The 12,518-nt window shown below is 41.2% G+C and carries 11 protein-coding genes; 8 read left to right on the top strand and 3 right to left on the bottom strand.

Features of this window, described 5'->3' with window-relative positions:
* From BM291_RS00680 to BM291_RS00650, 7 genes are all read left to right on the top strand, one after another.
* Complete coding sequence (locus BM291_RS00680) at window positions 1–1,068, top strand: FAD:protein FMN transferase (protein ID WP_092894246.1); 1,068 nt, start codon at window positions 1–3, stop codon at window positions 1,066–1,068.
* A gap of 91 nt (window positions 1,069–1,159) precedes the next feature.
* The gene (locus tag BM291_RS00675; protein ID WP_092894245.1) at window positions 1,160–1,915 is read left to right on the top strand and encodes a ZIP family metal transporter; all 756 of its coding nucleotides are present in this window, start codon (window positions 1,160–1,162) and stop codon (window positions 1,913–1,915) included.
* Between the two features lie 184 nt (window positions 1,916–2,099).
* A complete protein-coding gene (locus BM291_RS00670; protein ID WP_092894561.1) occupies window positions 2,100–2,363 on the top strand; it encodes a DUF4212 domain-containing protein in 264 nt (87 codons plus the stop codon).
* 19 nt (window positions 2,364–2,382) lie between these two features.
* Window positions 2,383–4,068 carry a sodium:solute symporter family protein gene (locus tag BM291_RS00665; protein ID WP_092894244.1) on the top strand — a complete coding sequence of 562 codons (1,686 nt, stop codon included), beginning with the start codon at window positions 2,383–2,385 and terminating at the stop codon, window positions 4,066–4,068.
* Between the two features lie 48 nt (window positions 4,069–4,116).
* Complete coding sequence (gene acs / locus BM291_RS00660) at window positions 4,117–6,009, top strand: acetate--CoA ligase (RefSeq protein WP_092894243.1); 1,893 nt, start codon at window positions 4,117–4,119, stop codon at window positions 6,007–6,009.
* Between the two features lie 520 nt (window positions 6,010–6,529).
* Window positions 6,530–7,774 carry an LGFP repeat-containing protein gene (locus tag BM291_RS00655; RefSeq protein WP_092894242.1) on the top strand — a complete coding sequence of 415 codons (1,245 nt, stop codon included), beginning with the start codon at window positions 6,530–6,532 and terminating at the stop codon, window positions 7,772–7,774.
* A gap of 12 nt (window positions 7,775–7,786) precedes the next feature.
* Entirely contained in the window at window positions 7,787–8,275 is a 489-nt protein-coding gene (locus BM291_RS00650) for a HEAT repeat domain-containing protein (protein ID WP_092894241.1), read from the top strand.
* Between the two features lie 77 nt (window positions 8,276–8,352).
* Here the strand turns inward: BM291_RS00650 and BM291_RS00645 are convergent, their stop codons facing one another.
* Together BM291_RS00645 and prfA are read right to left on the bottom strand one after the other, a co-directional pair.
* On the bottom strand, window positions 8,353–8,877 hold the full coding sequence (locus BM291_RS00645; RefSeq protein ID WP_092894240.1) for a GNAT family N-acetyltransferase: 525 nt from the start codon (window positions 8,875–8,877) through the stop codon (window positions 8,353–8,355).
* 84 nt (window positions 8,878–8,961) lie between these two features.
* A complete protein-coding gene (gene prfA, locus BM291_RS00640; protein ID WP_092894239.1) occupies window positions 8,962–10,041 on the bottom strand; it encodes a peptide chain release factor 1 in 1,080 nt (359 codons plus the stop codon).
* 114 nt (window positions 10,042–10,155) lie between these two features.
* Between prfA and BM291_RS22485 the strand changes: the two genes are divergently transcribed.
* Window positions 10,156–10,380 carry a Kazal-type serine protease inhibitor family protein gene (locus BM291_RS22485; RefSeq protein ID WP_092894238.1) on the top strand — a complete coding sequence of 75 codons (225 nt, stop codon included), beginning with the start codon at window positions 10,156–10,158 and terminating at the stop codon, window positions 10,378–10,380.
* A gap of 227 nt (window positions 10,381–10,607) precedes the next feature.
* On the opposite strand, the gene glmS is transcribed toward BM291_RS22485, so the two are convergent.
* On the bottom strand, window positions 10,608–12,449 hold the full coding sequence (gene glmS, locus BM291_RS00630) for a glutamine--fructose-6-phosphate transaminase (isomerizing) (protein WP_092894237.1): 1,842 nt from the start codon (window positions 12,447–12,449) through the stop codon (window positions 10,608–10,610).
* Window positions 12,450–12,518: the final 69 nt, after the last annotated feature.

The following is a 12,518-nucleotide window of genomic DNA, read 5'->3' as shown; positions in this document are numbered from 1 at the left end:
ATGCGCCCGAACGCCCGGAAAAATATTATTTATTCAATTGTCCTGCTCACTTCCATCATGTTGGTTTATTTGTGGAGGAATCGTGATCAAACGGAGGTAACTCAGGCTGAAGCCGAAGTGGTAGCTGGAAAAATGACTCTGTCGGGTAAAACGATGGGGACGACGTATAACATCACTTATCTGGATGATAAAAGCCGTGATCTGCAACAATCTATTGATTCCTTGTTAGTCGTCTTCAACCAAAGTCTATCTACTTATATCCCTGATTCCGAACTAAGCCAATTCAATCAAGGCGATACGTTGGATTTCAAATTACCCTACTTATTACCAGTTCTTGAGGCTTCCAAAAAGGTCTATGAAAACACGAATGGTGCTTTCGATCCAACGGTAGGTCCGTTGGTGAATATCTGGGGATTCGGGCCAGGTGGGCCTGAGCTTAAAGACAGTGTGGATATTAAAAGTCTTTTGACGACAGTTGGTTTTACCAAGATTGAGTTTGATCAAAAGCAGCTTCGTAAAAAAGTAGCAGGCATTTATCTTGACTTTTCTGCTATCGCAAAAGGCTATGGTTCAGATGTGGTGGCAGATTTTTTAAAGCAAAAAGCAATTTCAAATTATCTAGTTGAAATCGGCGGAGAACTCGTTGCAAACGGTATGAATGAGAAAGGTGAGCTTTGGAAGGTAGGCGTAAATCGTCCGGAGGAATCAGCAAATGCAAATGCGCTAATCAGCATCATAGCTTTGCAAGACCGAGGGATGGCTACTTCAGGAAATTACCGGAATTATTATGTACGGGATTCTGTGAAAATATCACATACGATCAATCCAGCCACTGGGTATCCTGTAAATCATAGCTTGCTTAGTGCAACTGTGGTGGCTGATAACTGCATGACCGCAGATGCCTATGCTACGGCTATGATGGTGATGGGAAAAGACAAAGCAATCGCCTTGGATTCAGCACTTAGTGAAATTGAAGTCTTTTTGATCTATGATGATGGAAATGGCGGATATAAGACTTTCGCCAGTGAAAGTTTGAAGCCATTTTTGTCTTTTCCGCAGGAAAATTAATTTTAAATGCAACATTATTGAATTTTCTTACCTTTGCCTGAGTTATAGTTTTCTATTTTTCTCCAGAAAAAAAGACAAGTAACTCAGGCCCATGGAATTCAAATTTTTACTTCTTTTTCTAACCGCCATGATCGCAGGATCATTGGTCTTTCTCGCTCCTAATTTTAGGGAGAAATACTTTAGGTTGGTACTGGTTTTTGCGGGATCCTATCTGTTTTCAATTACCATTTTACATATTTTGCCTGAGCTGTTTGACAGCGGATTCGACAGCAAACGTATGGGGCTATACATTCTGATTGGTTTCCTTTTGCAGCAATTGCTGGAATTCTGGTCCAGCGGGATAGAGCACGGCCACATTCATACCCATGAACATCAGGGGAGCAAAGCAATGACTACTGTCATGTTGGGCCTTTTTATTCATGCATTTCTCGAAGGGACTTTACTTTCCCACGGAGAGCTGATGGATCAAGGAGAGGAAGTTCTAGGACATGTGCATAATAGCAAAACCATTTTGCTGGGAATTGTGCTCCATAAAGGACCTGCTGCTTTTGCCTTGGCGGCCGTATTATCGAGTACTTTAAGCAAAAAAACTACACTTATATTATTGACCCTTTTTGCTTTGGCTTCGCCATTAGGAATGATGTCCAGTTCATTTTTATTTGAAAGTGGCATGTTGGAAAAGCAGGGAATTGGCATTCTGTATGGCTTAGTAGCTGGAGGATTTCTTCATATTTCCACAACTATTTTCTTTGAAAGTAGTCCTCACCACAAGTTTCAGTTGAATAAATTGTTGGTTAGCTTCTTTGCTGCAGGCCTAGCTATCCTCTCAGAATTTTTCCTAAAATAGCCAAAAGACATCCTTAGAGAAACGGATTTTTTTTAGGCATTTGAGATTTTTACCCAAAGAATCTCATGTTCTTTTATGGCTTTGCGATAAAATTTCAAGTATTTCGTGGAAAACAGCTTGCATTCCTATGGATGCATTCGCTAGCTTCAAGAAAGTTTTATTTTATCAGCCTAAACCCCAACCTATGCCTGCCCAAAATGAAAAAATGAAAGCCTATTGGCGTAAAAACCTACAAACACTTTTTGTTCTGCTGATAGTCTGGTTTGTCGTCTCTTTCGGCTGTGGAATTCTTTTTGTAAACGAGCTTAATGAAATTAGGCTAGGCGGTTATAAACTAGGCTTCTGGTTTGCTCAGCAAGGATCGATATTCGTTTTTGTGATTTTGATTTTTGTCTATGTGGTGAGAATGAATCGTCTAGATAGGGAATTTGATGTGGACGAAGAATAACTTTTTGAGCTAAAAAACTATGGAAATTTTAACCTGGACCTACCTTCTAGTAGGCCTTTCATTCGCACTTTATATAGGAATAGCTATCTGGACTCGTGCCGGATCTACTCAGGAATTTTATATCGCTGGTGGAGGAGTTTCACCGCTGGCCAATGGCATGGCAACTGCCGCTGATTGGATGTCCGCAGCTTCATTTATCTCAATGGCTGGAATTATCTCCTTTGCCGGATATGATGGATCGGTCTATCTCATGGGCTGGACAGGAGGCTATGTTCTACTCGCACTCTTGCTCGCTCCTTACCTAAGGAAATTCGGGAAATTCACAGTTCCTGACTTTGTGGGGGATCGTTATTATTCGAACACTGCGAAGGTGGTAGCAGTAATTTGCGCCTTATTTATCTCATTTACTTATGTCGCTGGGCAAATGCGCGGTGTGGGAATTGTATTCTCCAGATATCTCGAAGTACCAATTGAATGGGGAGTAGTTATCGGGATGTGCATTGTTTTCTTCTATGCGGTACTTGGTGGAATGAAAGGCATTACCTACACACAAGTTGCTCAATACTGCGTTTTGATTTTCGCATACATGGTACCTGCTATTTTCATTTCCATGCAGTTGACTGGTAATCCGATTCCGCAGCTTGGGCTTGGCGGTACTGTGGCAGATGGAACGCCATTGCTAGATAAGCTGGATGGTGTTATGACTGAACTTGGCTTTGCGGCTTATACATCTGGGAGAAAAAGCATCACGGATATGTTTATGATCACGCTGGCTTTAATGGTAGGAACTGCCGGGCTACCACATGTGATTGTTCGGTTTTTCACAGTTCCTAGAGTAAAAGATGCGAGACTTTCCGCTGGGTATGCATTAGTTTTTATTGCGATTCTCTATACTACAGCTCCTGCAATTGCAGCTTTTGGAATTTATAACGCTATAGAAACCACTTCTGAGAAAAACATATCAGAGCTTCCAGAATGGATAAGTACCTGGCAAAAGACTGATCTAATAAGTGTGGATGATAAAAATGGCGATGGCAAAGTTCAATACGTCGCTGATCCTGCTTTGAATGAATTGACCATAGATAGAGACATCATGGTTTTGGCTAGTCCAGAGATCGCTCAGCTTCCAAACTGGGTTGTCGGCTTAGTAGCTGCTGGAGCGATGGCAGCAGCACTTTCAACAGCTGCAGGTTTGCTTCTCGTAATCTCAACTTCTATTTCAAGAGATTTATTTAAGACTTTCAGACCGGAGATTTCAGATAAAAAGGAATTAAGAATAGCTCGAATTGCAGCAGCTGGGGCTGTACTTCTTGCAGGTTATTTCGGTGTGAATCCGCCAGGTTTTGTTGCTCAGGTTGTAGCCTTTGCCTTTGGCCTAGCTGCGGCTTCTTTCTTCCCAGTAATCATTATGGGCATTTTCTCAACGAGAATTAATAAGGAGGGAGCCATTTCAGGCATGATCACTGGCCTGGTATTTACGATTGGCTATATCGTTTATTTCAAGTTTATCAGTCCAGAAACTAATAGTGCTGAGTACTGGTGGTTTGGAGTTTCACCTGAAGGCATAGGCTCGATTGGAATGATCCTTAATTTTCTCGTATGTGGAATAGTATCCCACCTTACTCCAGCTCCACCTCAAGCGGTGCAGGATATGGTGCAGGAAATTAGGATCCCACGTGGTGCTGGTAAAGCACAGGATCATTAAATTAGAGGGTATTTTACCCAGAATAGAAAACAATAAACCAAGCTTACCATGAGTGACCGAATACATACCCTCAGTGGGTACCTCTACGAATACCAAAAAAGCGTAACCCAGCCAGAAGAGTTTTGGGCTAGAATTGCGGATTCATTTCACTGGAGAAAACGCTGGTCTAAGGTATTGAAATGGAACTTCGACGAGCCGGATGTGCAGTGGTTTGTGGGAGGAAAGCTCAACATCACGGAAAATATTTTTGAACGACATCTTTATACTATTGGTGACCGTCCAGCTATTATTTGGGAAGCGAATGATCCCAATGAAGCTGGAAGAACACTTACGTATCGTGAGCTTTTTCACGAAGTAAATCGCTTCGCAAATGCGCTAAAAAGTAAAGGCATTGGTAAAGGTGATAAAGTAATTATCTATATGCCCATGGTGCCTGAATCGGCAATAGCAATGCTTGCTTGTGCTAGAATTGGTGCTATTCACTCCGTTGTTTTTGCAGGTTTTTCTAGTTCAGCATTAGCAGATAGAGTTATCGATTGTGATGCAAAGGCAATCTTGACCTCTGATGGTAATTTCCGTGGGAGCAAAACAATAGCTGTGAAAGCTGTAGTGGATGAAGCTTTAGAAAAGTCAAGCGTAGAGACTGTCATTGTCTATGAGCGCACCAAGCAGGAAGTGAACATGAAAAATGGACGCGACTTCTGGTGGCATGATGTTATAGAAGCGGAATCTGAGCAATGTGAAGCTGAAGAGATGGATAGCGAGGATATGCTATTTATTCTATACACTTCAGGATCTACAGGCAAGCCAAAAGGGGTGGTTCACACCACTGGTGGATACATGGTTTATTCCCAATACTCTTTTGACAATGTATTCCAATACTCTCAAGGAGATGTGTATTGGTGTACTGCAGACGTCGGCTGGATCACAGGACATTCGTACATCGTCTACGGCCCTTTGTTGGCAGGAGCGACTACATTGATGTTTGAAGGGGTACCTACTTTTCCTGACTGTGGTAGATTCTGGGCTGTTGTAGAAAAATATAAGGTAAATGTATTCTATACCGCGCCTACAGCTATTAGAGCATTGCAAGCCTATGGTACTGTAGAAATAGAGAAATATGATCTAAGCTCTTTGAAAGTATTGGGCTCAGTGGGTGAGCCTATTAATGAGGAAGCTTGGCATTGGTACCATACACATATTGGCAAGAACAAGTGTCCTATTGTAGATACTTGGTGGCAAACAGAGACCGGTGGAATCATGGTTTCTCCAATTGCTGGCATCACGCCAACTAAGCCAGCATATGCGACTTTGCCTCTTCCAGGTGTACAACTTTGTATTGTAGACCCTGAGGGAAATGAGCTTACGGGAAATTCTGTAGAGGGAAATCTCTGCATCAAGTTCCCTTGGCCTTCTATGATACGTACTACTTACGGCGATCATGAGCGCTGCAAGCAAACCTATTTCTCTACCTATAAGGGAATGTATTTCACGGGTGATGGCGTAAAGCGTGATCACGATGGCTACTACAGAATATTAGGTCGTGTAGATGATGTCATCAACGTGTCAGGTCATAGAATGGGTACAGCTGAAGTAGAAAATGCGATCAATGAGCATCCTAAAGTTATTGAGTCTGCGGTAGTCGGATATCCTCATGAGATTAAGGGGCAAGGAATATACGCTTACGTCATTTGCGATTTGACTAATAGAACGGAAGACAACCTGATCAATGAGATTAAGGAGATGGTTTCTAAAATCATTGGGCCGATTGCAAAACCAGATAAAATACAAATCGTACCGGGATTACCGAAGACAAGATCTGGTAAAATCATGCGTAGAATCCTTCGAAAAATAGCTGAAGGATCATTGGATAATATGGGTGATACCAGTACGCTGCTTGATCCCGAAGTAGTGACCAAGATCATCGAAGGGAAAAAATAGGAATTAAACAAAGAGCCAAGAACTTAACATCTTGGCTCTTATTTTTTAGGGCAGGCTTTCATATTTTTGGTGTTGAATCTTCATCTTCCTTATCCATCTCAATGGAAGAGACAATTGTATCAGCAGAATCCATTTCTTGCTTATAAAAATTGTGTACTCCTACCATAAACGCTACTATCAGTGCCCACATAATGCGTCGGAGGGGTCTCAGAAATAGCGATAATGGCTTCATGGATATTGATTTGCAGTGATTTATCAATTTTTATTCCAAGAGCCCTAGCTGCCAATGTGACATAGGTGGTCTCAAGAAAACTTCCAATTGCGGGTTTCGTGTTGTAGGATAGATTAATTACAATTCGTTTCTGATCGTATGGGAGGATAGGTCGTCTATATTCTTTACTAAACTTATTTTTTCAATTGAGATTTTTTGCAAAACATGAATGATGTAATCCGTTTGTATTCAGTTACTTGAAAGTAAATTTGAGTCTTACTTTTATACTCACAATAAATTTTTAATTCTATGGCAAAACTAACAATTGATCCAAAATTAGTTCAGGCAAAGGAACTAAACGTGGAGTTGCTTAAACAGCTACAGGTTTTTCAGGCTCATCCCATTACCCAAAAGTATTGGGCTTTGGGTGGAGCTAGCGGTTGGCTCGGTACTAATACAACGACGATCAGAACTTGTCCTGATGGTGTTGGGCAGTATCAGCATTTTGTAAATGGTTCTATCTATTACCATCCATCTATTGGAGCTCATGAGGTTCATGGGCTTATTCGCGCAAGGTGGCAATCCATGGGTTGGGAAAGAAGCTTGCTTGGCTATCCCCTTACGGACGAATCATCCTGTCCAGATGGTATTGGGAGATTCAACCATTTTCAGGGAGGTAGCATTTACTGGAGCCCATCTTCCGGTGCGTGGGAAGTGCATGGAGCGATCCGAGCGAAGTATTCTAGTTTCGGGTGGGAAAGAAGCTTTCTTCGGTATCCTCTTACAAATGAAACTACCTGCCCAGACGGAGTTGGTCGCTTCAATCACTTCCAAGGTGGAAGTATATATTGGTCACCAAGCACAGGTGCACATGAGGTTCACGGAGCCATCCGATCACACTGGGCTTCATTAGGCTGGGAAAGAAGTGCATTAGGCTATCCCACTTCAGATGAATTAGTGGTTTTTGGTGGTGCAGCTCGCATTTCTCATTTCCAGCATGGAAGTATCTACTGGTCTCCAACGGCGGGCGTGAGGGTATTGAGAGAGCGTGTGCGAGTGCACGTGAAAATACTAGAAACTCCAGTCTCATTTACCATTAATGAGCAATTTGCTGCGATGCAAGAGGTGTATGCAGTCGCTGGAGTGCGAGTAGATTGTGCCTCCACGGAAAATCTTAATCTGCCAACACTTAAAGATGTGGACGTGGGTGGGTGTACTATGGGTTCTGTTTCTTCTGAGCAAATTATTCTTTTTGGTAACAGAAATTTTGTAGGTACAAATGATGTAGTGGTGTACTTTGTAAGAAGTACAGTTCCTGGCTATAACGGATGTGCGGCTCACCCTTCTGGCAGGCCTGGATGTGTGGTCGTGCGCTCTGCAAGTAGATGGACTTTGGGGCACGAATTTGGGCATGTATTAGGTATCCATCACGTAAATGACAACAATCGTCTGATGACTGGAAACGGTACCTTCAATATCACAAATCCTCCACCTGACCTCACATCTAGCGAATCCTCCACAATGCGTAATTCAAGTCTAACTACTCCTCTCTAAACTGAAAAAATCATGGCAAAGTCAAATAGTAATACAGCCGCGCAGGATTTTGATGCGCAAGAACTCCTTGCTTTTCTCAGACAAGATGAGTTGGATTATCCCGCTGGTGCGAAGAAATTTGGGAAAACATCACTTCCTTTTCTTGCTGAACTAGTACAAGGTTCTAATGAAAATCTATCCATTAAAGCTGCTTATCTAGTAGGATATATTGATGATGAAGCAGGAAATGATATCCTGCAAATGGCCGCTGAAAAAGGAAGTGCTCCAGTAAGAATTGCTGCGGCTTTTGGTGCACAAAAACGAAGTGCAAAAGCTGCTGAATCTATCCTTAGTAAGTCATTGGATGATACAGATCCTTCAGTGATAAAGTTTGCGTTGAGATCAGCTTCGGCGATGAAGCTGGAAAAGACCTTCAGAACGAAAATCGATAAACTCTCAAAGACATTTCACAACGATGAAATCAAAGCTGATGCTTTAAATGTGATCAAAAAAATGAAGTAAATTTCAAATGAATTAAACTGAAAAGCCGTCCAATTTTGGACGGCTTTTCATGTAATGATTAGAAGTGGTTTTGTTTGCTATTGCTCTCCTCTGATATTCACATACTGAAAAATATCTCCAACAGTAGTGTTCTTTACGAAAGCTTTTTTCAGGATCGCTTCTGGAAAATAACCAGCTTTTTCAAGCACGTTCATAGATTGCCCGTTGAAATCATAGACTTGAGCAAAAATTCGCTCAATATCAAATTTCTCAAAAATATATTTGGTGTAAAGCTTCACTGCTTCTGTAGCGATTCCCTTACCCCAAAATGGCTCTCCTATCCAAAACCCCAATTCCATGTTGGTACGGAGTTCATCCTTTCCTCTCTCTGAACCTATAGATCCAGCTAATCGTCCTTCAAGTTCAACAGCAAAGTTTTGAGGAGGGCTAAACTTCTGATTATGCTCTATCCAAAACCTTGCATCATGAATCGTATAAGGCTGAGGATAGCTATCCTTAAGGTTCATGGCAATTTTGGGATTATTGGCCAAAGGATAGAGTTGATGAAAATGAGCCTCATTCCAGGTCACTAATCTTATTTCTCTGTCTCCGGTAATAATCATAAATGTCTGATGGTTAATTCTTCAAGATAATAGGCTAATCGCAGAATCAATAAAATTCTAGTAGATTTTATGCAAATCCCTAGCCTAATCTTCTAATCCGCTGTTATTCATCCTGTCTAGGTTTTCTGCAAAGCGCAAAGCGGATATAAAATCCTCAATATGCCCATCCATTACCTCGGGGAGATTGTACACAGTTTTATTGATTCTATGATCCGTAACTCTTGATTGTGGATAATTGTACGTACGAATCTTGTCGGATCTATCTCCAGACCCAACCATTGACCTACGTTGTGCTCCTACGGCATCGTTATGCTTTGCTAGCTCTATTTCGTACAGTCGAGATCTCAATACTTTGAGCGCTTTCTCGAAGTTCTTGATCTGTGACTTTTCATCTTGGCAGGTAACTATCAATCCAGATGGCTCGTGAGTCAAACGCACTGCAGAATAAGTTGTATTCACAGATTGTCCACCAGGACCTGAGGAACAATAGGTGTCTTTTCGCACATCATTCATGTCGATGTTCACTTCCACTTCGTCCATCTCTGGCAAAATCGCCACCGATGCTGCTGACGTATGAACTCTTCCTTGAGATTCAGTAGCAGGTACTCGTTGTACACGGTGTACTCCTGACTCGTATTTCATCCTGCCATACACATCATCACCACCCGAGATAGTAGAAATAATTTCCTTATATCCTCCAGCTGAACCAAAGGTCAAATCCAACACGGTTAATTTAAGGTTTTCTCTTTCACAGAAGCGCTGATACATTCGGAATAAGTCTCCTGCAAAAATAGATGCTTCATCACCACCAGCGCCGCCTCTGATTTCCAGAATACAATCTTTGGCATCATTAGGATCCTTAGGAATTAACAATTGCTTCAGATCATCTTCTAGTTCCTGTTTTCTAGGTCTAAGCTCATCCAGTTCGGCCTTCGCCATTTCTCTGAAGTCTGCATCTTTTTCCTTGTCAAGAACTTCTTTGGAACTGGTAATATTTTGCAATACTAAACTGTACTCATCGTAAACATTTACAATTTTTTCTAAGTCTTTGTATTCCTTTGTCAGCTTGGCATATTTGCTCATATCCGCCATAGACTCCGGCATAATGATCAGTTGGCCTACTTCTTCAAAACGTTCTTTGATTGATTGTAATTTGTCCAGCATAGTTTTTTAATCGCTGCGCAAAAGTAGCTAAATTTATCCGGAGGCTGAATACCTATTCTAACTATAAAATGTATCGGAGTGTATCACTTTTCGTAACTATTGCGTCTAATATTTATGAAACACGTCAAAAATGTACTTGTCGCAATTAGCTTTTTCTGTATCTTTGGTTGCGAAGAGGAAAATCCCAATGATACTTGTATAGACCAAGATAAAATAAGAGAGGGAGCGTGTACCCTAGACTATAATCCTGTCTGTGGCTGTGATGGAAAAATTTATTCAAATTCATGTACAGCAGACTTATCAGGAGTTACTTCTTGGACAGTAGGAGTATGTAAGTAGTTCACAGCAGCTTTTCTGATTATGATCCCTTATTGTAATTTGCCTTTATAATTTTTCTTGTTTTTACAACTGTGAATAGTAGAGCCCCGCTTTCGAAGGCATCGTTTCTTGTTTGGAAATCTATTGGCCATTATTCAGTTGTATCAAAACCTCTAATTGAATTGCATACTTTGCAGAACGTGTAAGAGCGTGAATTAAAAAAGGCTGCCAAAGGCAGCCTTTACATTTTATTCTACGGTTACAGATTTTGCTAAATTCCTTGGCTGATCTACGTTACAGCCTCGCATTACCGCGATGTGGTAGGAGAGCAGTTGTAGGGGAACTACAGCAACTAATGGGGCAAAAGCCTCGTGAGTTTCTGGAATCTCGATCACATGATCTGCAATCGCCTTTACCTGAGTATCACCTTCAGTGACTACTGCGATCACTTTACCTTTTCTAGCTTTTACTTCTTGGATGTTACTTACCACTTTTTCATACGAGCTATCTTTCGTAGCAATGAAGAAAACAGGCATTTCCTCATCAATCAAAGCGATCGGGCCATGTTTCATTTCTGCTGCAGGATATCCCTCTGCGTGGATATAAGAAATTTCCTTAAGCTTCAGGGCTCCTTCTAGAGCAACTGGAAAATTATATCCTCTACCTAGGTAAAGCGCATTTCTTACATCTTTATATTCCTCAGCGATATACTTAATCGCATCATTGGTTTTCAATGCCTGCTCTACTTTACCAGGAATCGCCTCAAGTTCATGTAGAAGTTGGACGTATCTGTTTTCAGGTAGGGTGCCTCTTTGGTACCCTAGTTTCAAAGCCATCATGGCCAAAACTGAAATCTGAGCTGTAAATGCCTTGGTAGACGCTACTCCAATCTCCGGACCAGCGTGTGTATATGAACCAGCGTGAGTTGCTCTAGGAATGGATGATCCCACCACGTTGCAAACTCCAAAAATCGTTGCTCCTTTTGATTTTGCAAGTTCGATCGCAGCTAAGGTATCAGCTGTTTCACCAGATTGAGAAATTGCGATTACAAAGTCTTTTTCTCCTATAACGGGGTTTCTGTATCTGAATTCAGAGGCATATTCCACTTCAACAGGTATGCGTGCAAATTCTTCAAAAAGGTATTCAGCCACTAAGCCAGCATGCCAAGATGTCCCACAAGCTGTGATAATAATACGTTCGGCATTCTGGAATTTATTCATGTAGTCACGCAATCCACCAAGAACCAAGCGACCTGACTTTGCATCTAAACGACCTCTCAGGCAATCAGCAATTGACTTTGGCTGCTCGTAGATTTCTTTAAGCATGAAATGATCGTATCCACCTTTTTCGATGGCTTCCAATTCCATTTCCAATTGGTTGATATATGGATTGGTTTCCACATTTTCAATAGTTTTAATCTGAAGACGATTATTTCGGATTACCGCTATTTCAAAGTCATCCAAATAAACCACTTTGTTGGTATACTCTATTATTGGAGTGGCATCAGAAGCTAAGAAATACTCATCTTCCCCTACTCCAATCACCAATGGTGAGCCTTTTCTCGCAGCGATTAGCGTATCAGGTTCTTCTTTATTAATAATTACGATAGCATAAGCCCCAACTACTTTGTGAAGAGCTAATCGAAGCGCTTCTTCAAGGCTGCAGTGATTATTTAGCCGAATATCTTCTATAAATTTGATGAAGACTTCTGTATCAGTATCTGACTGAAACGTGTAGCCTTTTTTAAGCAAATCCTGCTTAAGTACTTCATAGTTTTCAATAATCCCGTTGTGGATCATTGCGATTTTTTCCGACGAAGAGTAATGCGGGTGTGCATTGGTATCATTTGGCTCGCCGTGTGTAGCCCATCTTGTATGACCAATTCCTATTTTCGATCCTAAATCAGAAGTAGACTCAAGGTGTTTCTCTAATTCGGAAACTTTTCCCTTTTTTTTGTAAATACTTAGACCATTGCTATCTAAGAGTGCAACTCCAGCACTATCATAACCTCTATATTCTAATCTTCTCAGACCCTTGATAATAATGGGTAAAGCTTCTTGCTGTCCCACATATGCTACGATTCCACACATAATTAAAAATTCTTGCTGTTGATTTGAACTTCGGCAAAGAAACAGCTTTCGTGCCAAAAAAAATAATCC

Source organism: Algoriphagus aquimarinus (genome assembly GCF_900112005.1).
GTDB classification, from domain to species: domain Bacteria; phylum Bacteroidota; class Bacteroidia; order Cytophagales; family Cyclobacteriaceae; genus Algoriphagus; species Algoriphagus aquimarinus.
Note: the sequence above shows the minus strand (reverse complement) of the source record. Positions and strands in the feature narration are given on the sequence as shown.